Source organism: Nostoc sphaeroides (genome assembly GCF_003443655.1).
Lineage (GTDB): Bacteria > Cyanobacteriota > Cyanobacteriia > Cyanobacteriales > Nostocaceae > Nostoc > Nostoc sphaeroides.
Genome location: NZ_CP031941.1, coordinates 3993371 through 4012474 on the forward strand (window position 1 = coordinate 3993371; position 19104 = coordinate 4012474).

Consider the following 19104-nt stretch of genomic DNA (forward strand, 5'->3'; position numbering starts at 1 on the left):
TATTTATTTGTCGGTTAAGGAATTGTTATTACCTTTGTGCTGCTTCACATCGAAATCACAGAGTAACTGTCTTTAAGTTCTATATTTTATTTAGGTATTCTAGCATATTTTTGATATCTATTCAGATAGTCTTGATTCAATTTACACAACCGATGCAGTGATAGTGCTTGAATTATCTAGCTTTTTGTTTGTAATTTTGCGAAAGGTCTGAGCAAAGGAAACCTGTGCTTATAAATTTTCTAGACGAATTTTTCGTATGAACCCAAGTTGCTAGTTATAGATTAGGCGATCGCAAGGTGTCATTAAAACAATTTGCAATTTGCAATTCGCAATTCACAATTACGTTTTGTGACGGGGATTTAGACCCCGACACTTTCACGCGCTGCTTGATAGAAGCTCTTGACTTAAACCCCTACCACTTGTTAAAGCAATAAAATCCCCTCCAGGAATAAAAATCGGAGGGGTGTATGCTGATTGGATTGAGTCATTAGTCATGAGCAAATGACTAATGACTAATGACTAATGACAAAAGACTAACTAGCTAACAGAGTTTTTTCTAGAGAAGTCCAACGGAAGGCGCGATCGCCACCTCTCTCAATGACTACTCTTACTCGTGGTTCAAGCTGAGGCAAATTCGTTAAATACTCAAGTTCCTCATTAGAAAGAATATGCCCTTCAATAATCCACAACACCAGCCCCTTAGACTTTGGTGGTAGCTGTTCTAGATGAGAACTGATAATTGGTGGCAAATAGTATACATGACCTACTGCTGCACCACTACCAGTGCTTTTTTTACCAAGATGAGGAGGTCTGACTCCATGAATTCTTGTGAGATACGCAGCTATATCACCTAGTCCCTTGGCGGTAATGTGGAGGGTAGTATAGCCAGCTGCGCGTAGTCGGCGCTGATATCGACCTTCATAACCCCCTTCCAGAGGTACATACACCCCAAGAGCGCCAAATTTTTCCAAATCGCGGATTAAACCATTGCCAGTGGTAATTAGTGCCATAGATTTTCGTCTTATCCCACTTAGATATCTCTATTATTTACCCAGAACCGATAGATTAAAAGCATTTTTTTGGGAATTGGGCATTGGGCATGGCGCATGGGTAAGAGGACTTGGGGACGAGGAGAATTGGGGACAAGGGGAAAGATTTGTTTCAAGTTCTCACCTCTTGTCCCCTTGTCCCTTTGCCTCCCCTGCTCCCTCATTCCCCACTCCCCAAAAATAACTCTATAAATTACTAGACAAACATAAATAAATAATTTATATTATTAGATTGTGACCAAAGACGCAAATTACACTCCCTTCTTACTGTCATTTTGAGATAGTGTTAGCATCAAAAGCTGATAACTCAATCCAAATTGGATAATCTAACTCAGATTGATCATAGACTGGTAAACTAAGAAAGCTTTCAGGTCAACATTGGAACTTATGGATGAACAATCAAAGCCAATCCTAAGCTTCAGAGTGAATTTGCTCCCGTGCCTCTGAAAAAGCAGGCGAAATCTTAAACAATGGTTTAAGGTATTTAAGGAAGTAAAACTGAGCAGCAATGTTGGTTTCATGGCATTACGTCAGTCTCAGTTAATGGATACTGGGCGGTAAACACCGCTTAAGTCCAACTGCAACAGGGCAGTAGCCAATCTCCGGGAAACCGTCATTAGCACGTACACAAATCGGAAAACCCGCCGACAGCGCTGCTTCGAGAAAGTGCCAGAGCAATTGCTTGGACGAAAGCATTGCTGCACACAGCTTAAAGCTGTAGCGCCTTGCATTGATTCCAGAAGTTACTCCTTCCCAAACGGAAGAGAATTGTAGCTGTTCTGGTGATCTATTGAGTGAAGCTAAACAGATTCACCAAGCAGTACGGACACGGTTTGTTGTGTCCCAAAGTATTTGGACTGGTTTACAGAAACCATTCCAAATTTCGCAGGCTAACTCAGCCTAAACTGATGCGTACAAAGCGTGTCCTCTAGAGTCCAATTCCAAGGTCAGCAAGTAGAAAGGAGAACCAGTTACTGTGTCTGTAGGTATTCTCGGCACCAAGCTGGGCATGACCCAAATATTTGACGAAGCAGGAGTAGCCATTCCTGTGACTGTCATTCAAGCAGGGCCATGCACTGTTACACAAGTGAAAACGAAACAAACCGACGGTTACTTTGCCATTCAAGTTGGTTTTGGCGAAGTTAAACCAAAGGCACTAAACAGACCACTACTGGGTCATTTGGCTAAATCATCTGCCCCAGCATTGCGTCACCTAAATGAATATCACACTGATAGTTCTAGTGATTATGCTTTAGGTCAACAGATTAAAGCAGATATTTTTAGTGCGGGTCAAATTGTCGATGTAGTCGGCACAAGCATCGGTCGCGGTTTTGCAGGAAACCAGAAGCGCAACAACTTTGGTCGTGGGCCCATGTCACACGGTTCCAAAAACCACAGAGCGCCAGGTTCTATTGGTGCTGGTACAACACCAGGTCGTGTCTATCCAGGTAAACGGATGGCAGGGCGTTTAGGTGGTAAACGCATCACAATCCGTAAGCTGACCATAGTGCGAGTTGATGCAGAACGCAATTTATTGCTAATCAAGGGAGCCATTCCTGGTAAACCAGGCGCTCTAGTAAGTGTTGTACCTGCAAAAGTAGTGGGATAGTCAAAAGTCATTATTAGTCAAGAGTCATTAGTCGTTAGTCATTGGCTAAGGACAAATGGCAAAAGACAAATGACAAATGACAAATGACAAAGGACAAATAACAAAAATGGTTGAAAGCGTAGTTAAAAATTGGCAAGGAGAACAGGTCGGTGAGACGACCTTCGAGTTGCGCGTTGCCAAAGAAGAAACAGCGTCTCATATCGTGCATCGTGCCTTGGTACGGCAATTGACTAATGCTCGTCAAGGAAATGCCAGTACAAAAACTCGTGCTGAAGTCAGAGGTGGTGGCCGTAAACCTTGGCGGCAAAAAGGTACTGGTCGCGCTCGTGCAGGGTCTATTCGTTCACCATTGTGGCGTGGTGGTGGTGTGATCTTTGGGCCAAAGCCTAGAGATTTCGACCTGAAGTTGAACCGCAAAGAGCGACGTTTAGCACTGCGGACAGCATTTGTCGGTCGTATTGAAGACTTAATCGTAGTAGAAGAATTTAGCACCGAGCTATCTCGCCCCAAAACTAAAGAATTAGTAGCAGCCCTTGCCCGTTGGGGAGTAGTACCAGAAAGCAAGGCACTGTTAATTTTGTCTGCAATTGCGGATACAGATAATGTTTATTTGTCAGCCCGCAACATTGAAAATTTAAAACTAATTGCAGCCGACCAGTTAAATGTTTTTGATTTACTGCACGCTGACAAAATTGTAGTTACGGCATCAGCCCTAGAAAAAATTCAGGAGGTCTACAGTGCCTAGCTTTGACCCCCGCGATCTTGCCGACTTAGTACGTCGCCCAATAGTCACCGAGAAGGCGACTATCTTGATGGAGCAAAATAAGTACACCTTTGAAGTAATTCCAAAGGCATCCAAGCCAGAAATCAAGGCTGCGATCGAAGACTTATTTCAGGTCAAGGTTGTAAAAGTCAACACTAACTTACCACCACGTAAAAAGCGGCGCGTTGGTAAATTTATCGGTTACAAGCCCCAATATAAGCGAGCCATTGTTACAGTCGCACCTGGGGATGAAGACAAGATTAGACAAGTTCTATTCCCAGAAGTCTAGGAATTTTAGATTTTAGATTTTAGATTGAGAAGTTTACTGAATAAATACCAAAGATGGTCGCAATTAGTTAAACACTCATTAAATCCAAAATTCAAAATCCGAAATTAAGTAAATCAAAATCCAAAATCCAAAATAGATTATGGGTACTCGTTCTTATCGCCCTTATACCCCCAGCACTCGCCAAGTTACAGTTTCTGACTTTGCGGAAATCACAAAAACTGAGCCAGAAAAATCCCTAACGACCTCAAAGCATCGTGCCAAAGGTCGGAATAATACAGGGCGGATTACCAGTCGTCGTCGGGGTGGCGGACACAAACAACTTTACCGGATCATCGATTTTAAAAGGGATAAACATAATATTCCTGCCAAAGTTGCAGCAATTGAATACGATCCTAACCGCAATGCCCGAATTGCCCTTTTGTATTACCAAGATGGCGAAAAACGGTACATCCTTCATCCCAACGGATTAAAAGTTGGAACAATAATTATTTCTGGCCCCGAATCTCCCTTTGAAGATGGTAATGCTTTACCTCTATCGAGGATTCCCTTGGGTACTAGTGTTCACAACGTAGAAATGACTCCTGGCAAAGGTGGTCAAATCGTGCGTGCTGCTGGTGCTAGCGCTCAAGTGGTGGCAAAAGAAGGTGATTATGTAACTCTCAAGTTGCCTTCGGGAGAAGTCCGCTTAATTCGGCGTGATTGCTACGCCACCATTGGGCAAGTGGGCAACACCGATGCGAGAAACCTGAGTGCAGGTAAAGCAGGACGCAATCGCTGGAAAGGTCGCCGTCCGAAGGTTAGAGGTAGCGTCATGAACCCAGTGGATCACCCACATGGTGGTGGTGAGGGTAGGGCTCCTATCGGTAGATCAGGACCTGTTACACCTTGGGGTAAACCCACATTGGGCGCGAAGACACGCAATCGCAAGAAACTTAGCAGCAAATTCATTGTGCGTCGTCGCCGTAAGTCTTCTAAACGCGGTCGCGGTGGCCGTGAGTCTTAAAGAGTTAGGAGTTAAGAGTTATGAGTTAAGAATTATAAGTTGAGAGTAAAATCTAACTCCTAATTCCTCACTCCTCACTCCTCACTTCTCACTCCTAATTCCTAAATCCAAAATCCAAAATTGAACTATGGGTCGTTCTCTAAAAAAAGGTCCTTTCGTTGCGGATCATCTCTTAAAGAAAATTGAAAAGCTCAACGAGAATAACAGAAAAGAAGTTATTAAAACTTGGTCAAGAGCTTCAACAATTTTGCCTCTAATGGTAGGTCATACCATAGCTGTTCACAACGGACGCCAACACGTTCCAGTTTTTGTAAATGAACAGATGGTAGGACACAAATTGGGTGAATTTGCCCCAACACGCACCTACAGGGGTCATGGAAAAAGCGACAAAAAAGCGGGTAGGTAGTCATTAGTTATTAGTCATTAGTCATTAGCTAAAGACAAGTGACAAATGACAAATGACAAATGACAAAATTGGAGAAAATTATGGCTACTAATACTACTGAAGTAAAAGCGATCGCTCGTTTTATCCGCATCTCGGCTTACAAAGTGCGTCGGGTACTCGATCAAATCCGGGGGCGCTCGTACCGAGAAGCGCTAATCATCTTGGAATTCATGCCCTATCGCGCCACTGAACCCATATTGAAGGTTCTCAGAAGCGCTGCTGCTAATGCTGAACACAACGCTGGGTTAGATCGGACTCAACTAGTGATTACTCAGGCTTATGCCGATCAAGGGCCACCGTTGAAGCGGTTCCAACCAAGAGCGCAAGGTCGAGCTTACCAAATTCGCAAGCCGACGTGTCATATTACTGTGGCCGTTGGAGCCGCACCAGAAAAATAAGCACGCTTACACGAATAAATTACGTAAAGTAAGAAATCTTAGAGGAAGCATTCGTGGGACAGAAGATTCATCCAGTTGGTTTTCGCCTGGGTATTACACATGAACATCAATCCCGTTGGTTTGCTGTTCCTGACCGCTATCCAGAACTTTTACAAGAAGACTACAAACTCCGTCAATACATAGAACAAAAGCTGGGTAGACAGGCTCAAAACAACGCCGGAATTTCCGAAGTGCGGATTGAGCGCAAAGCCGACCAAATTGACTTAGAAGTACGTACAGCTAGGCCAGGCGTAGTAGTGGGTCGTGGTGGACAAGGTATTGAATCCTTACGTACCGGACTCCAAGGAGTGTTAGGTGGTAATCGCCAAATTCGGATCAACGTAGTTGAAGTTCAACGAGTTGATGCTGATGCCTACCTAATTGCGGAATACATTGCTCAACAATTGGAACGCCGGGTTTCCTTTCGTCGAGTAGTGCGGCAATCAATTCAGCGTGCCCAACGCGCTGGTGTTCAAGGTATTAAAATTCAAGTCAGCGGACGGCTAAACGGTGCAGAAATTGCCCGGACAGAGTGGACTCGTGAAGGTAGAGTACCTTTACATACCTTACGGGCTGATATTGACTACTCTTATTGCACGGCAAAAACTGTTTACGGCATTTTGGGTATCAAGGTTTGGGTGTTTAAGGGAGAAATTATTCCTGGACAGGAACCAGATCCACTACCACCAGTAAGCCGCGATCGCGAACGTGACCCCCGCGATCGCGATCGTGAACCCCGTCGTCGTCAACAACAACGTCGTCGCCAGCAATTTGAAGACCGATCAAATGAAGGATAAATCGTCATTAGTCATTAGTCATTAGTCATTAGGAAATGGCAGATGACAAATGACAAAGGACAAATGACAAATGACAAGTAACAAACCATGTTAAGCCCTAGAAGAACTAAATTCCGCAAACAACAGCGCGGACGGATGGAGGGACTAGCCAGCCGTGGTAGCACCCTCAACTTCGGTGATTTCGCACTCCAAGCGCAAGAACCTGCTTGGATTACCTCACGGCAAATCGAGGCTTCCCGGCGGGCAATGACTCGTTATATTCGTCGGGGTGGACAAATCTGGATTCGGATTTTCCCTGATAAACCTGTAACCATGCGTCCTGCTGAAACCCGGATGGGTTCCGGTAAAGGTAATCCAGAGTTTTGGGTAGCTGTAGTCAAGCCAGGACGAATTTTGTTTGAAATCGGTGGGGTTTCGGAAGAAATCGCCCGTGAAGCTATGCGTTTGGCTTCATTTAAACTGCCTATAAAAACTAAGTTTATTGTGCGCTCTCAACCACAGGAGCAGGAGTAACTTATGCCTCTTCCCAAGATTTCAGAAGCAAGAGAATTAAGTGACGAGAAGCTTTCTGAAGAAATTGTCGCGATCAAAAGACAACTATTTCAGTTGCGCTTGCAAAAAGCTACAAGACAATTAGAAAAGCCTCATCAGTTCCGACAATTGCGCCACCGCCTAGCCCAGTTACTAACGCTAGAAACAGAACGCAAACGGGCAGCAAGTCAATCGGCTAAAGAAAAAAAGTAGGAGATTATGGCAGTTAAAGAACGAGTTGGCTTGGTAGTGAGCGATAAAATGCAAAAAACTGTGGTAGTTGCCATAGAAAACCGCGCTCCTCACCCCAAGTACGGCAAGATTGTGGTTAACACCCAACGATATAAAGTTCACGACGAAGAAAATAAGTGTAAAGTAGGCGATCGCGTTCGCATTCAGGAAACTAGACCCCTGAGCAAAACCAAGCGCTGGAAAATCACAGAAGTCCTGAACGTCAAGCCTACTTAAACCTCATCGTTGTTAGTTTCTAACAACATTACAAGGGAGAATAATTGTGATTCAACCCCAGACTTACCTGAATGTCGCAGATAATAGCGGTGCCCGCAAACTAATGTGCATCCGCGTTTTAGGCGGAGGCAACCGCCGTTATGGTTTTATCGGTGATAAAATTATCGCCGTTGTCAAAGATGCTACACCCAACATGGCTGTAAAAAAGTCTGATGTTGTGGAGGCAGTAATTGTCCGCACTCGTAAAGCTGTATCTCGTGACAGTGGCATGAGTATTCGCTTTGATGATAACGCTGCTGTAATCATCAACAAAGACGGTAATCCCAGAGGTACAAGGGTTTTTGGCCCAGTAGCCCGGGAACTGCGCGATAAAAACTTTACCAAAATCGTTTCTCTGGCTCCGGAGGTGCTTTAATGGCAACCAAACAGGGTACGCCCAAAGTATTCCACAAAATGCATGTTAAAACTGGCGACACTGTACAAGTGATTGCTGGCAAAGACAAAGGAAAAGTTGGTGAAATTATCCAGGCACTTCCCCAACTGAGTAAAGTCATCGTCAAAGGTGTCAACATTAAAACCAAGCACGTAAAACCTCAGCAGGAAGGGGAATCAGGGCGAATTATTACCCAAGAATTCCCAATTCATAGCTCCAACGTGATGCTTTATTCCACCAAGCAAAACGTTGCTAGTCGTGTTTGTTATACCTTTACCTCAGAAGGTAAAAAAGTCAGAAAACTCAAGAAAACTGGCGAGATTCTGGATAAATAGTCATTAGTCATTGGTCATTAGTCATTAGTTATAAAGACAAATAACAAAAGACAAAGGACAAATAACAAAGGACAATAAAAGTTCCCTGACCAAGCCCAGGGATATCAGGACAAAAAACTATGGCGACAACAAGACTCAAAAGCTTATATCAAGAGACAATCGTCCCCAAACTGATCAATCAGTTTCAATATACCAACGTTCATCAAGTACCGAAGTTGGTAAAGGTTACTATTAACCGAGGTTTGGGTGAAGCAGCTCAAAATGCGAAGTCGCTGGAAGCATCCATCAATGAAATTGCCCTGGTAACAGGTCAAAAACCAGTGGTGACGCGGGCGAAAAAGGCGATCGCTGGCTTTAAAATTCGTCAAGGGATGCCTGTGGGGATCATGGTTACCCTCAGAGCCGAACGGATGTATGCCTTTTTCGACCGATTGGTTAGCCTATCACTGCCCAGAATTCGAGATTTTCGTGGCGTTAGCCCTAAAAGCTTTGACGGACGTGGTAACTACACTCTGGGTGTCAGAGAACAGCTAATTTTTCCAGAAGTCGAATACGACAGCATCGATCAAGTGCGTGGGATGGATATTTCCATCATCACCACAGCAAAAAACGACGAAGAGGGACGCGCCTTACTTAAAGAATTAGGAATGCCCTTTCGCGATCAATAAGTTCATCTATAGAGGGAACGATGGCGGCTAACGACACAATTGCAGATATGCTGACGCGCATCCGCAATGCCAACCTGGCGCGGCATCAGACTACACAAGTGCCAGCGACAAAAATGACCCGAAGCATTGCCAAAGTGCTACGGGAGGAAGGCTTTATTGCTGAAATCGAAGAAGCAGAAGAAGGGGTAAAACACAACCTAGTGATTTCCCTGAAGTACAAAGGTAAAAATCGTCAGCCTCTAATCACCGCCTTAAAGCGAGTGAGTAAGCCAGGCTTGCGTGTTTACTCCAATAGAAAAGAATTACCAAGGGTACTAGGCGGTATTGGCATTGCCATTATTTCTACATCCAGTGGGATTATGACTGACCGCGAAGCGCGGCGTCAGAACTTGGGTGGCGAAGTGCTTTGTTACGTTTGGTAGTCACTATTAAGTGAGGAGTTAAGAGTGAGGAGTGAAAAGTTAGTTAAAAAAACTCATAACTCATAACTCGTAACTCATAACAGGATAAAGGACAAAAGTAATGTCTCGTATTGGTAAACGTCCAATTACTATTCCCGCCAAAGTTCAAGTGGCGATCGATGGTACGAATATTGTGGTGAAAGGCCCGAAAGGAGAACTTTCTCGCACTCTCACAGCTAATGTCTCACTCTCTCAAGAGGGAGACATATTACAGGTAAATCGTCGGGATGAAACTCGTACCTCAAAGCAGCTACACGGCTTAAGCCGCACTTTAGTTGCCAACATGGTCGAGGGAGTATCCCTTGGTTTTCAGCGCCGTTTGGAAATTCAAGGTGTTGGTTACCGGGCACAACTTCAAGGGCGTAACCTACTTTTGAATATGGGTTACAGCCATCCGGTGCAAATTGAACCACCAGAAGGAATTCAGTTTGCTGTAGAAGGTACCACTAACGTTATTGTCAGTGGCTATGACAAAGAAATCGTCGGTAACACAGCCGCCAAAATTCGCGCCGTTCGTCCACCAGAACCTTACAAAGGTAAAGGCATTCGCTATGCCGGTGAAGTGGTCAGACGGAAAGCTGGTAAGACTGGTAAGGGTGGTAAGAAATAGAAATGAAACTTACTCGTAGAGAATCAAAAAACCGTCGTCATCGACGTGTTCGTGGCAAAGTTGTTGGCTCCCCAGAACGTCCGCGTTTAGCGGTATTTCGTTCTAATGAGCATATTTATGCCCAGATAATTGATGATACTCAGCATCAAACCATCGTGGCAGCATCGACTGTAGAACCAGAACTGAAATCTAGTTTAGCGTCATGTGCAAACCGCGACGCATCGGTGCAAGTTGGGAAGTTGATCGCAGTGCGATCGCTAGAAAAAGGCATCACCAAAGTAGTCTTTGATCGCGGTGGTAACTTATATCATGGTCGTGTCAAAGCATTAGCTGATGCAGCCCGCGAAGCTGGTTTAGATTTCTAAAGTCATTGGTCATTAGTCATTAGTTATTGGACAAATGACAAAGGACAAATGACAAATGACAACTGACAAATGACGTTCACCAGAGCACTAAATTATGGCAACAGAGCGTAAAAGTAGAACAAAGCGTGCCAAAAAAGAAGAAACCACTTGGCAAGAACGGGTTATCCAAATCCGACGCGTAAGTAAAGTGGTCAAAGGTGGTAAAAAACTCAGCTTCCGAGCGATCGTTGTCGTTGGTAACGAACGCGGTCAAGTTGGTGTCGGAGTAGGCAAAGCCTCAGATGTAATTGGTGCTGTCAAAAAAGGCGTAGCCGACGGCAAAAAACACCTGATTGATATCCCAATCACCAAATCTAACTCCATCCCCCATCCTATCAATGGTGTCGGTGGCGGTGCCAAGGTGATGATGCGCCCAGCCTCACCTGGTACTGGGGTAATTGCTGGTGGTGCTGTACGGACTGTGCTGGAATTGGCAGGAGTTCGGAACGTCTTAGCCAAGCAACTTGGCTCTAATAATCCGCTCAATAATGCTAGAGCCGCAGTTAATGCCTTATCTACACTGCGTACCCTTGCTGAAGTCGCCGAAGATCGCGGTATTCCTATTGAAAGTCTCTACATCTAATTTAGTCATTGGTCAGTAGAGACGCGATTAATCGCGTCTGTACATTAGTCATTAGTGAATAACAAAGGACAAATGACAAATGACAAACGACGAATGACAAACGACAAATCAGAACTTGATAAATTATGAGACTCCATGATGTTAAGCCGCAAAAAGGCTCAAAGAAACGCAAGAAGCGTGTAGCTAGAGGTATTTCTGCCGGTCAAGGTGCCAGTGCAGGTTTAGGTATGCGGGGTCAAAAGTCTCGCTCTGGTAGTGGTACCCGACCAGGTTTTGAAGGTGGTCAACAGCCATTGTACCGCCGCTTACCTAAGCTCAAGGGCTTTCCGATTGTTAATCAGAAGATTTACACTACGATTAATGTAGAGAAGCTAGCCTCCCTTCCCGCGAATACGGAAGTAACTTTGACCTCATTGAAAGCCGCAGGTATCCTGACTGCTGTCAAGGGGCCATTGAAAATTTTAGGTAACGGAGAATTGAGCATTCCGCTCAAGGTACAAGCGGCAGCTTTCACAGGTTCAGCTCGTAGCAAAATTGAGGCAGCTGGTGGTAGTTGTGAAGTCTTATGAGTGAGCCGGAACAGCGCACTTAAATGGAAGCCAACTCGCTGTCAGCGCCTGGTTCACTATAAAGGTAGCACTCTATGATCAGTCGAGATAAAGCCCCAACGGCTCAAGAAACTTTTATGCAGATGGCACAGGCAGCCGGGCTTAGAGGTAGGCTGCTTGTCACCGTCGGTATTTTAATTTTGGTTCGCCTGGGTATCTTCTTACCCGTACCAGGGATTGATAGACCGAGATTTGCCGAAGCCATATCGGGCAATAATTCCATATTTGGCTTATTGGATATATTTTCCGGGCGAGGACTTTCGACTTTGGGAGTCTTTGCTTTAGGGATTTTGCCCTTCATTAATGCGTCTATTATCATCCAATTGCTTACCGCAGCAATTCCATTTTTAGAAAATTTACAGAAAAATGAAGGCGAAGCAGGTCGGCGAAAAATATCGCAAATTACCCGCTATGTAACTGTAGGTTGGGCAATTCTTCAAAGTACAGCTTTTTCGGCATTATTCATCCAGCAATTTGCTTTAAAGCCAGGGCCAATTTTCGTAGCTGAAACTGCGATCGCTCTGACTGCTGGTTCTATGTTTGTAATGTGGGCATCAGAACTAATTACAGAACGTGGTATTGGTAACGGAGCATCATTGTTGATTTTTGTCAATATTGTCGCATCATTACCAAAAGCTTTAGGCGATACCATTGACTTGGTACAAGTTGGCGGTCGGGAAACAGTGGGTCGGGTGATAGTGCTGCTCTTAGTCTTCCTAGCAACAATTGTTGGTATTGTGATTGTGCAGGAAGGAATGCGCCGCATCCCAATTATTTCGGCTCGTCGCCAAGTAGGTAGGCGAGTTTTGGCAGAGCAGCGTAGTTATCTGCCCCTGCGGCTGAATCAAGGCGGCGTCATGCCAATTATTTTTGCTGCTGCCATCCTCAGTTTGCCACTGCTGATCGCCAATTTTACTAAAAATGCCGATTTGGCGAATATAGTTAACACTTATTTGAGTCCAAGTGGTTCTAGCTCCTGGGTCTATGCCTTGGTGTACATGGTTTCCATCATTTTCTTCAGCTACTTTTATTCTTCGTTGATTCTCAACCCAGTAGATGTGGCGCAGAACTTGAAGAAAATGGGTTCTAGTATTCCCGGAATTCGTCCCGGTAAGGCAACTAGCGAGTATATAGAACGCGTGTCCAACCGACTCACTTTTTTGGGTGCGATCTTTTTAGGCTTCGTTGCTATTATTCCCACCGCAGTGGAAAGCGCTCTGAATGTGAAAACTTTCCAAGGAATAGGTGCCACCTCTTTGTTAATTTTAGTTGGTGTGGCAATTGAGACAGCCAAACAAGTTCAAACTTATGTGATCTCTCAGCGCTATGAAGGAATGGTGAAATAATAGTGACGCGATTAATCTTCTTGGGGCCACCTGGAGCGGGTAAAGGAACGCAAGCTCAAACCCTGGCTGAACACTTGAATATTCCCCATATTTCTACTGGTGAAATATTAAGACAAGCCATGAAAGAGCAGACTCCTTTAGGAATCAAAGCTCAAAGTTATGTTGATAGCGGCGAGTTAGTACCCGACCAGCTAGTGGAAGACTTGGTACAGGAGCGCCTCAGTCAACCAGATGCAAAAAATGGTTGGATTCTTGATGGTTTTCCCCGGAAAGTGACTCAAGCAGGTTTTCTGGAGAAGTTACTGGAAGAAATACATCAGAGTGGCGAAAGGGTAGTCAATTTAGATGCACCAGATGAAGTTGTAATCGCACGTTTGCTAGCTAGAGGACGAAAAGATGATACCGAAGAGGTGATTCGTCGTCGTTTAGAAGTGTACCGCGCTGAAACTGCACCTTTAATTGATTATTACGGCGATCGCAAAAAACTCCTAACAGTCAATGGCAACCAGTCCCAAGAAGATGTCACTACTGAACTACAAAAGGTAATCGCTTCCTGAAAGGGGAGTAGGGAGTAGGGAATTCACCACTTATCACTCACTATTCCCCACTCACCACTCCCCACTCCCCCTAACAAAAAAAAGATCAATTTTAGCTAAGATATATTAATAAACTGTTGATATATTTCTTAAAATGTGTTTATTTGCAGATGAAGCGCTGCAACTGAACACTAAATTGTTGAGTTGAGGAAAAAACAAATTGTCTAAGCAAGATTTGATTGAAATGGAAGGCACGGTTACAGAGTCCTTGCCCAATGCGATGTTTCGCGTTGACTTGGACAATGGCTTTAACGTGCTAGCACACATTTCCGGCAAGATTCGCCGAAATTATATCAAGATTTTGCCCGGCGATCGCGTCAAGGTGGAGTTAACTCCCTACGACTTGACCAAAGGCAGAATCACCTATCGACTACGCAAGAAGTAAGTATATGTAGAGAATTTTACCATAAAACCATTTTTTTGACTATATTATTAGTCATTTAAGTGGATTAATTTCCCTATAAATGCTATAATTTTATATTTGGAGTCAAAAAATAAAAGGCATGAAAGTTAGAGCCTCAGTCAAGAAAATCTGTGAAAAGTGTAACGTGATCAAACGTCGTGGTCGCGTCATGGTGATCTGCGTGAACCCCAAGCACAAGCAACGTCAAGGATAACGCTCTTACCAACAGAGCCAGTTGCAGGACGCATATCATCATTAAAACGAAAAGACGGGATTAATCACGTTTTTCCAACCAACAATAATTGCGAAAACAATAGGGAGAGTTCATTGTGGCACGGATTGCCGGAGTAGACCTTCCACGCGATAAGCGCGTCGAGATCGGTCTGACTTACATCTACGGAATTGGGTTATCACGCGCTCAAGAAATTATAGCGACAACTGGTGTGAACCCAGATACTCGCGTTAAGGACTTAAGTGATGCCGATGTAACAGCCCTACGAGGGGAAATAGAAACCAACTATCAAGTTGAAGGCGACTTGCGGCGCTTGGAGTCTTTGAACATCAAGCGCTTAGTTGACATTGGTACCTACAGAGGTCGTCGTCATCGCATGGGCTTACCAGTCAGAGGACAAAGAACTCGCACCAATGCCAGAACCCGTCGAGGCAGAAGGCAAACAGTGGCCGGGAAGAAGAAGGCTCCAGGGAAATAATTTTGCAACGCTTGCTAATCCGAGCAAGTTTTACCTTAAATCAACTAAACAAGTATGGCGAGACAACCAACTAAAAAAACCGGGAGCAAGAAGCAGAAACGGAATGTACCCAGTGGAATGGCTTACATCCAGTCTACTTTCAACAATAGCATTGTCACCATTACCGATCAAAATGGAGATGTCATCTCCTGGGCTAGCGCTGGTTCTAGCGGTTTTAAGGGAGCAAAAAAGGGAACTCCCTTTGCAGCACAAACCGCAGCTGAAAGTGCAGCCCGTCGAGCTATCGATCAAGGAATGCGCCAAATTGAGGTAATGGTCAGTGGGCCAGGAGCAGGTAGAGAAACCGCTATCCGGGCGCTTCAAGGAGCAGGACTGGAAATTACACTGATTCGGGATATTACCCCCATTCCTCACAATGGTTGTCGTCCACCCAAGCGCCGTCGAGTTTAAATACCAAAACTTGGGCAGTGAGGACGAAAGGTTACAGCCAGCAATGACCGCTTGAACGTCTAACGTTAAAACTGTCATTAAGTGAAAGCTTGGGCAACCAGAAGCGTGTCAGATTTTCCCGCCGGGAAAGCTGTTAAGCTTCGGGCTACCCAAAATATTATTAGCGCCTGCAAGCTGAATGGGAGTGTCAAACTATACCGTAATTTTATACTAATAGTTTGATAGACCTAATAATCTACAGGACATAAATTCAATTCTGGAGGCAATTGATTTGTCTGCTAGCAGCACCTTAGAAAAAGGGAGGCTCATCCGTGGCGCAGTTTCAAATTGAATGTGTAGAGTCGAATACCGAAGAAAGTCGGAACCATTACAGTAAATTTGTATTGGAACCTCTAGAACGCGGTCAAGGGACAACTGTTGGCAACGCACTGCGGCGGGTTTTGCTGTCTAATCTAGAAGGTACAGCAGTTACAGCAGTGCGGATTGCAGGCGTTTCACATGAATTCGCCACAGTTCCGGGCGTGCGGGAAGATGTTCTGGAAATCCTCATGAAAATGAAGGAAGTTATCCTCAAAAACTATTCTTCGCAGCCTCAGATTGGGAGATTACTCGTTACCGGCCCAACAACAATCACTGCGGCGCATTTTGATTTGCCCAGTGAAGTAGAAGTCATTGATCCGACTCAGTATGTAGCCACCATCGCTGAGGGTGGAAAGCTGGAAATGGAATTTCGGATCGAGAAAGGCAAAGGCTATCGCACTGTAGAGCGAGGACGTGAGGAAGCCACATCGTTGGATTTCCTCCAAATCGACTCGATATTTATGCCAGTGCGAAAAGTCAACTACAGTGTTGAAGAATCTCGTGGGGAAGGCTTGATTCCAAAAGACCGACTACTGTTGGAAGTTTGGACAAATGGCAGTATTTCCCCTCAAGAAGCACTATCTTCTGCTGCTGCGATCTTGGTAGATTTATTCAACCCGTTGAAAGACATCTCCCTAGAACCAACAGATACAGGTTCCGATATTCCAGACGATCCAACTGCCCAGATACCCATCGAAGAGTTGCAACTTTCTGTGCGGGCATATAACTGTCTCAAACGGGCACAAGTTAACTCTGTGGCAGATTTGTTGGATTATACCCAAGAAGACCTCTTAGAAATTAAGAACTTTGGGCAGAAATCAGCAGAAGAAGTCGTGGAAGCTTTGCAGCGACGCTTGGGCATCACCCTGCCAATGGAAAGAGGCTCTAAACACCCTTAAGAAAAACCTTCATAATTCATAGTGCATAATTATGCGTCACCGTTGTCGCGTCAAAAAACTCAGTAAACCAGCCGATCAACGCCGTGCTTTACTGCGATCGCTCGCCACCGAGCTGATCCGTCATGGTAAGATCACCACCACTTTAATTAGAGCGAAAGTTCTCCGAAGTGAAGTGGAAAAAATGATTACCCTAGCCAAAAATGGCTCCTTGTCAGCACGTCGGGAAGCTCTTGGCTATATCTTCGACAAACAACTGGTTCACGCTCTATTTGAGCAAGCTCCAACTCGATACGGCGATCGCCAGGGCGGTTATACCCGCATCCTGCATACCGTACCGCGTCGGGGTGATAATGCAAAAATGGCAATAATTGAATTGGTTTAAGTCATTAGTCATTAGTCAGTAGAGACGCGATTAATCGCGTCTGTACAAAGGTCATTAGTGAATAACAAAGGACAAATGACAAAAGACAAATGACAAAGGACAAAATCTGTATGTTAGAAAGCCACCAGCCTACACAAACTTATCGAGTAGCCTTGGTAATTCAATACCTGGGCACTCATTTTCATGGCTGGCAACGGCAAAAAAAACAACGGACAGTCCAAGAAGAGATTGAAATTGCGATCGCTACTATTCTTGGGCATCATGTAACACTACATGGTGCTGGGCGAACCGATTCAGGAGTTCATGCTGCTGCTCAAGTAGCCCATTTTGAAGCAACAGGTTTTATTCCGCCTCACAAGTGGGCAACAATCCTCAACAGCTACCTGCCGCCAGATATATTAATCAGGGCTTCAGCTAGTGTCGATAACCGTTGGCACGCTCGCTTTAGTGCAGCCTATCGACGGTATCGCTACACAATATATACTGAAGATCGGCTTAACTTGTTTGTAAGACCCTTCAGTTGGCATTATTATTATGCACCCCTGGATGAATCTTTAATTCAAGCTGCCTTGAAACCTCTCTTGGGAAAGCATCACTTAGCTGCTTTTCACCGTGCAGGCTCAAAGCGATCGCATTCCTGGGTTGAGGTGCAAGCAAGTAGAGTGTCGTCGCAGTGGGCCATTTATCCATATTGAAATACAGGCAGATGGATTTTTGTATGGCATGGTACGGCTGTTGGTAGGGATGCTGGTAGAAGTAGGTTCTGGACAACGAACACTTTCTAGCTTCACCGAACTCTGGAAAGAAGAACGCCGGGAAGAAGTGAAATATGCCGCACCGCCTCAAGGCTTGTGCTTGTTGCGAGTCGGCTATCCCGATTTTCCCTTTCCAAAAGAGATTTGGTACGACACCTTGCCAAAGTTCGTCACTAGTCAAGAGTCATTAGTCATTGGTCAGTAGAGACGCGATTAATCGCGTCTGTACAATGGTCATTAGTGAATAACAAAGGACAACTGACAAAGGACAAATGACAAATGACTAATGACAAATTAAAAATGACAAAGGACAAATGACAAATGACAACAGTTAAAACATACCTTCCTTCTCAAGCAACCCTTGAGCGCGAGTGGTACATAGTAGATGCCACCGATAAACGCCTCGGTCGCCTTGCTAGTGAAATCGCCCAGGTATTGAGAGGCAAAAAGAAACCCGAATATACACCTCATTTAGATACAGGTGATTTCGTAATTGTCATCAATGCCGAGAAAGTAGCAGTCACAGGCAAAAAGCGCACTCAAAAGCTTTACCGCCGCCATTCTGGTCGTCCCGGTGGGATGAAAACCGAAACTTTCGCTAAACTGCAAGACCGCATACCAGAGCGAATTTTAGAACAAGCTGTTAAAGGTATGCTACCTAAAAATAGCCTGGGTAAGCAGTTGTTCACCAAGCTGAAAGTCTACGCTGGGCCTACGCATCCCCACGATGCTCAAAAACCTAAAGAACTAAAAGTTAATACAATTCCTGGAGAAGAAAATTAATGGTAGTAGCAGATGCTAATAGCGGTCGCGCCGTATACTGGGGTACTGGCCGCCGTAAGAATGCGGTAGCACGGGTACGCTTGGTTCCAGGCACCGGTCAATTGATTGTGAACGGTAAAGATGGAACCTTGTATTTCCAATTCAACCCCAACTACCTGGGAGTGATTAAAGCACCCCTGGAAACTCTGGGATTAGAAAACGAATATGACATTTTGGTAAAAGCAGAAGGCGGCGGCTTGACCGGACAGGCTGATTCTGTTCGCTTGGGAGTTGCTCGTGCTTTGTGCCAACTAGACCCAGACAACCGCCCACCTTTGAAAACCGAAGGTTATTTGACTCGCGATCCCAGAGCAAAAGAGCGGAAGAAATATGGTTTACATAAAGCTCGGAAAGCGCCTCAGTACTCTAAGCGTTAGGGAATTGGGCATGGGGCATTGGGCATTAGGCATGGGGCATGGGGCATGGGTAAAAAGTACTCCTAACTCCTAACTCCCCACTCCCCATTCCCCACTCCCCACTCCCCACTCCCTAGCTGCAATTGAACGCTGAAAGTTATAATTTATATAGATTCATCACACAAGGAACAATGGCTAAAGCTGATATTCACCCCAAGTGGTATCCAGATGCTAAAGTTTACTGCAACGGTCAAGTTGTTATGACCATTGGCTCTACGAAGCCAGAATTGCACGTAGATGTTTGGTCTGGAAATCACCCCTTTTACACCGGCACTCAGAAGATTATTGACACTGAGGGTCGAGTAGAGCGCTTCCTCCGTAAGTATGGTATGAGCAGCACTCAAACATCTGGCGACGAACAAGACAAAAAGTAGCGAGTTGGCTCTGCTGTTAACGACGGCCCTGCATCAGCTGGGTCGATTTTCATTTATATGCTCGAGCCAATTTGTTATTTTTTAAGGAGCGATCGCAA

31 protein-coding genes and 1 pseudogene are annotated in these 19104 nt (G+C 44.9%); 30 read left to right on the forward strand and 2 right to left on the reverse strand.

All coding sequences use genetic code 11. The features are described from left to right. Positions 1-533: 533 nt before the first annotated feature. Together ndhN and D1367_RS30960 are read right to left on the reverse strand one after the other, a co-directional pair. Positions 534-1010 (reverse strand): NAD(P)H-quinone oxidoreductase subunit N, encoded by a 477-nt coding sequence (gene ndhN / locus D1367_RS17755; protein ID WP_118167580.1) that lies wholly within the window; start codon positions 1008-1010, stop codon positions 534-536. Positions 1011-1589: 579 nt separating this feature from the next. After that, complete coding sequence (locus D1367_RS30960) at positions 1590-1745, reverse strand: hypothetical protein (protein WP_181984872.1); 156 nt, start codon at positions 1743-1745, stop codon at positions 1590-1592. Positions 1746-2025: 280 nt separating this feature from the next. Between D1367_RS30960 and rplC the strand changes: the two genes are divergently transcribed. The 30 genes and pseudogenes from rplC to rpmE all read left to right on the forward strand — a co-directional run bounded on the left by rplC (position 2026) and on the right by rpmE (position 19006). Next, positions 2026-2658: a 50S ribosomal protein L3 gene (rplC, locus tag D1367_RS17760; protein ID WP_094342450.1), complete on the forward strand. Its 633-nt coding sequence runs from the start codon at positions 2026-2028 to the stop codon at positions 2656-2658. Between the two features lie 106 nt (positions 2659-2764). After that, positions 2765-3403 (forward strand): 50S ribosomal protein L4, encoded by a 639-nt coding sequence (rplD, locus tag D1367_RS17765; RefSeq protein WP_118171568.1) that lies wholly within the window; start codon positions 2765-2767, stop codon positions 3401-3403. After that, positions 3396-3710: a 50S ribosomal protein L23 gene (locus D1367_RS17770; RefSeq protein WP_012410723.1), complete on the forward strand. Its 315-nt coding sequence runs from the start codon at positions 3396-3398 to the stop codon at positions 3708-3710. Before rplD ends, D1367_RS17770 begins: the two co-directional genes overlap by 8 nt. A gap of 139 nt (positions 3711-3849) precedes the next feature. Then, entirely contained in the window at positions 3850-4713 is an 864-nt protein-coding gene (gene rplB, locus D1367_RS17775) for a 50S ribosomal protein L2 (RefSeq protein WP_012410722.1), read from the forward strand. A gap of 127 nt (positions 4714-4840) precedes the next feature. Further along, entirely contained in the window at positions 4841-5119 is a 279-nt protein-coding gene (rpsS, locus tag D1367_RS17780; RefSeq protein ID WP_118167581.1) for a 30S ribosomal protein S19, read from the forward strand. 80 nt (positions 5120-5199) lie between these two features. Continuing rightward, positions 5200-5556 (forward strand): 50S ribosomal protein L22, encoded by a 357-nt coding sequence (gene rplV / locus D1367_RS17785; protein WP_012410720.1) that lies wholly within the window; start codon positions 5200-5202, stop codon positions 5554-5556. Positions 5557-5609: 53 nt separating this feature from the next. Continuing rightward, the gene (gene rpsC, locus D1367_RS17790; protein WP_118167582.1) at positions 5610-6392 is read left to right on the forward strand and encodes a 30S ribosomal protein S3; all 783 of its coding nucleotides are present in this window, start codon (positions 5610-5612) and stop codon (positions 6390-6392) included. Positions 6393-6479: 87 nt separating this feature from the next. Continuing rightward, positions 6480-6905 carry a 50S ribosomal protein L16 gene (rplP, locus tag D1367_RS17795; protein WP_069070775.1) on the forward strand — a complete coding sequence of 142 codons (426 nt, stop codon included), beginning with the start codon at positions 6480-6482 and terminating at the stop codon, positions 6903-6905. Between the two features lie 3 nt (positions 6906-6908). Beyond that, entirely contained in the window at positions 6909-7136 is a 228-nt protein-coding gene (rpmC, locus tag D1367_RS17800) for a 50S ribosomal protein L29 (protein ID WP_118167583.1), read from the forward strand. 6 nt (positions 7137-7142) lie between these two features. Further along, positions 7143-7391 (forward strand): 30S ribosomal protein S17, encoded by a 249-nt coding sequence (gene rpsQ / locus D1367_RS17805; RefSeq protein ID WP_100901244.1) that lies wholly within the window; start codon positions 7143-7145, stop codon positions 7389-7391. Between the two features lie 46 nt (positions 7392-7437). Continuing rightward, complete coding sequence (rplN, locus tag D1367_RS17810; protein WP_012410715.1) at positions 7438-7806, forward strand: 50S ribosomal protein L14; 369 nt, start codon at positions 7438-7440, stop codon at positions 7804-7806. Beyond that, positions 7806-8159 (forward strand): 50S ribosomal protein L24, encoded by a 354-nt coding sequence (rplX, locus tag D1367_RS17815; protein ID WP_118167584.1) that lies wholly within the window; start codon positions 7806-7808, stop codon positions 8157-8159. The genes rplN and rplX overlap by 1 nt, the downstream gene beginning before the upstream one ends. 119 nt (positions 8160-8278) lie before the next feature. Further along, positions 8279-8827: a 50S ribosomal protein L5 gene (rplE, locus tag D1367_RS17820; RefSeq protein WP_118167585.1), complete on the forward strand. Its 549-nt coding sequence runs from the start codon at positions 8279-8281 to the stop codon at positions 8825-8827. Between the two features lie 20 nt (positions 8828-8847). Next, the gene (gene rpsH / locus D1367_RS17825; RefSeq protein WP_012410712.1) at positions 8848-9249 is read left to right on the forward strand and encodes a 30S ribosomal protein S8; all 402 of its coding nucleotides are present in this window, start codon (positions 8848-8850) and stop codon (positions 9247-9249) included. Positions 9250-9349: 100 nt separating this feature from the next. Beyond that, positions 9350-9898 carry a 50S ribosomal protein L6 gene (gene rplF, locus D1367_RS17830; protein WP_118167586.1) on the forward strand — a complete coding sequence of 183 codons (549 nt, stop codon included), beginning with the start codon at positions 9350-9352 and terminating at the stop codon, positions 9896-9898. 2 nt (positions 9899-9900) lie between these two features. Then, positions 9901-10263 carry a 50S ribosomal protein L18 gene (gene rplR, locus D1367_RS17835; RefSeq protein WP_118167587.1) on the forward strand — a complete coding sequence of 121 codons (363 nt, stop codon included), beginning with the start codon at positions 9901-9903 and terminating at the stop codon, positions 10261-10263. A gap of 94 nt (positions 10264-10357) precedes the next feature. Then, complete coding sequence (gene rpsE, locus D1367_RS17840) at positions 10358-10885, forward strand: 30S ribosomal protein S5 (protein ID WP_100901249.1); 528 nt, start codon at positions 10358-10360, stop codon at positions 10883-10885. 125 nt (positions 10886-11010) lie between these two features. After that, positions 11011-11454 (forward strand): 50S ribosomal protein L15, encoded by a 444-nt coding sequence (gene rplO, locus D1367_RS17845; RefSeq protein ID WP_104906408.1) that lies wholly within the window; start codon positions 11011-11013, stop codon positions 11452-11454. Positions 11455-11528: 74 nt separating this feature from the next. Next, the gene (gene secY, locus D1367_RS17850; RefSeq protein WP_118167588.1) at positions 11529-12839 is read left to right on the forward strand and encodes a preprotein translocase subunit SecY; all 1311 of its coding nucleotides are present in this window, start codon (positions 11529-11531) and stop codon (positions 12837-12839) included. 2 nt (positions 12840-12841) lie between these two features. Next, positions 12842-13396: an adenylate kinase gene (locus tag D1367_RS17855; RefSeq protein WP_118167589.1), complete on the forward strand. Its 555-nt coding sequence runs from the start codon at positions 12842-12844 to the stop codon at positions 13394-13396. Between the two features lie 199 nt (positions 13397-13595). After that, a complete protein-coding gene (gene infA / locus D1367_RS17860) occupies positions 13596-13820 on the forward strand; it encodes a translation initiation factor IF-1 (RefSeq protein WP_006276978.1) in 225 nt (74 codons plus the stop codon). Positions 13821-13938: 118 nt separating this feature from the next. Next, complete coding sequence (gene rpmJ, locus D1367_RS17865) at positions 13939-14052, forward strand: 50S ribosomal protein L36 (RefSeq protein ID WP_015129703.1); 114 nt, start codon at positions 13939-13941, stop codon at positions 14050-14052. Between the two features lie 115 nt (positions 14053-14167). After that, entirely contained in the window at positions 14168-14548 is a 381-nt protein-coding gene (rpsM, locus tag D1367_RS17870) for a 30S ribosomal protein S13 (protein WP_099101135.1), read from the forward strand. Between the two features lie 54 nt (positions 14549-14602). Next, positions 14603-14998 (forward strand): 30S ribosomal protein S11, encoded by a 396-nt coding sequence (rpsK, locus tag D1367_RS17875; protein WP_069070761.1) that lies wholly within the window; start codon positions 14603-14605, stop codon positions 14996-14998. A 311-nt stretch (positions 14999-15309) separates the two neighbouring features. Further along, a complete protein-coding gene (locus D1367_RS17880) occupies positions 15310-16257 on the forward strand; it encodes a DNA-directed RNA polymerase subunit alpha (RefSeq protein ID WP_118167590.1) in 948 nt (315 codons plus the stop codon). A gap of 31 nt (positions 16258-16288) precedes the next feature. Then, the gene (rplQ, locus tag D1367_RS17885; protein ID WP_118167591.1) at positions 16289-16639 is read left to right on the forward strand and encodes a 50S ribosomal protein L17; all 351 of its coding nucleotides are present in this window, start codon (positions 16289-16291) and stop codon (positions 16637-16639) included. A 110-nt stretch (positions 16640-16749) separates the two neighbouring features. Further along, a pseudogene (truA, locus tag D1367_RS17890) lies at positions 16750-17599 on the forward strand (tRNA pseudouridine(38-40) synthase TruA). Between the two features lie 116 nt (positions 17600-17715). Continuing rightward, positions 17716-18177: a 50S ribosomal protein L13 gene (rplM, locus tag D1367_RS17895; protein WP_114081992.1), complete on the forward strand. Its 462-nt coding sequence runs from the start codon at positions 17716-17718 to the stop codon at positions 18175-18177. Next, the gene (gene rpsI, locus D1367_RS17900) at positions 18177-18593 is read left to right on the forward strand and encodes a 30S ribosomal protein S9 (protein WP_104906415.1); all 417 of its coding nucleotides are present in this window, start codon (positions 18177-18179) and stop codon (positions 18591-18593) included. Before rplM ends, rpsI begins: the two co-directional genes overlap by 1 nt. 170 nt (positions 18594-18763) lie before the next feature. Further along, a complete protein-coding gene (gene rpmE, locus D1367_RS17905) occupies positions 18764-19006 on the forward strand; it encodes a 50S ribosomal protein L31 (protein WP_069070756.1) in 243 nt (80 codons plus the stop codon). Positions 19007-19104 lie beyond the last annotated feature (98 nt).

Excerpts from the sequence above, each read along its gene's own strand:
- ndhN (WP_118167580.1), bottom strand. The coding sequence starts at position 1,010 with ATGGCACTAATTACCACTGGCAATGGTTTAATCCGCGATTTGGAAAAA.
- D1367_RS30960 (WP_181984872.1), bottom strand. The coding sequence starts at position 1,745 with ATGCTTTCGTCCAAGCAATTGCTCTGGCACTTTCTCGAAGCAGCGCTG.
- rplD (WP_118171568.1), top strand. The coding sequence starts at position 2,765 with ATGGTTGAAAGCGTAGTTAAAAATTGGCAAGGAGAACAGGTCGGTGAG.
- rplB (WP_012410722.1), top strand. The coding sequence starts at position 3,850 with ATGGGTACTCGTTCTTATCGCCCTTATACCCCCAGCACTCGCCAAGTT.
- rpsS (WP_118167581.1), top strand. The coding sequence starts at position 4,841 with ATGGGTCGTTCTCTAAAAAAAGGTCCTTTCGTTGCGGATCATCTCTTA.
- rplV (WP_012410720.1), top strand. The coding sequence starts at position 5,200 with ATGGCTACTAATACTACTGAAGTAAAAGCGATCGCTCGTTTTATCCGC.
- rplP (WP_069070775.1), top strand. The coding sequence starts at position 6,480 with ATGTTAAGCCCTAGAAGAACTAAATTCCGCAAACAACAGCGCGGACGG.
- rpmC (WP_118167583.1), top strand. The coding sequence starts at position 6,909 with ATGCCTCTTCCCAAGATTTCAGAAGCAAGAGAATTAAGTGACGAGAAG.
- rpsQ (WP_100901244.1), top strand. The coding sequence starts at position 7,143 with ATGGCAGTTAAAGAACGAGTTGGCTTGGTAGTGAGCGATAAAATGCAA.
- rplX (WP_118167584.1), top strand. The coding sequence starts at position 7,806 with ATGGCAACCAAACAGGGTACGCCCAAAGTATTCCACAAAATGCATGTT.
- rplE (WP_118167585.1), top strand. The coding sequence starts at position 8,279 with ATGGCGACAACAAGACTCAAAAGCTTATATCAAGAGACAATCGTCCCC.
- rpsH (WP_012410712.1), top strand. The coding sequence starts at position 8,848 with ATGGCGGCTAACGACACAATTGCAGATATGCTGACGCGCATCCGCAAT.
- rplF (WP_118167586.1), top strand. The coding sequence starts at position 9,350 with ATGTCTCGTATTGGTAAACGTCCAATTACTATTCCCGCCAAAGTTCAA.
- rplR (WP_118167587.1), top strand. The coding sequence starts at position 9,901 with ATGAAACTTACTCGTAGAGAATCAAAAAACCGTCGTCATCGACGTGTT.
- rpsE (WP_100901249.1), top strand. The coding sequence starts at position 10,358 with ATGGCAACAGAGCGTAAAAGTAGAACAAAGCGTGCCAAAAAAGAAGAA.
- rplO (WP_104906408.1), top strand. The coding sequence starts at position 11,011 with ATGAGACTCCATGATGTTAAGCCGCAAAAAGGCTCAAAGAAACGCAAG.
- secY (WP_118167588.1), top strand. The coding sequence starts at position 11,529 with ATGATCAGTCGAGATAAAGCCCCAACGGCTCAAGAAACTTTTATGCAG.
- rpmJ (WP_015129703.1), top strand. The coding sequence starts at position 13,939 with ATGAAAGTTAGAGCCTCAGTCAAGAAAATCTGTGAAAAGTGTAACGTG.
- rpsK (WP_069070761.1), top strand. The coding sequence starts at position 14,603 with ATGGCGAGACAACCAACTAAAAAAACCGGGAGCAAGAAGCAGAAACGG.
- rplQ (WP_118167591.1), top strand. The coding sequence starts at position 16,289 with ATGCGTCACCGTTGTCGCGTCAAAAAACTCAGTAAACCAGCCGATCAA.
- rplM (WP_114081992.1), top strand. The coding sequence starts at position 17,716 with ATGACAACAGTTAAAACATACCTTCCTTCTCAAGCAACCCTTGAGCGC.
- rpsI (WP_104906415.1), top strand. The coding sequence starts at position 18,177 with ATGGTAGTAGCAGATGCTAATAGCGGTCGCGCCGTATACTGGGGTACT.
- rpmE (WP_069070756.1), top strand. The coding sequence starts at position 18,764 with ATGGCTAAAGCTGATATTCACCCCAAGTGGTATCCAGATGCTAAAGTT.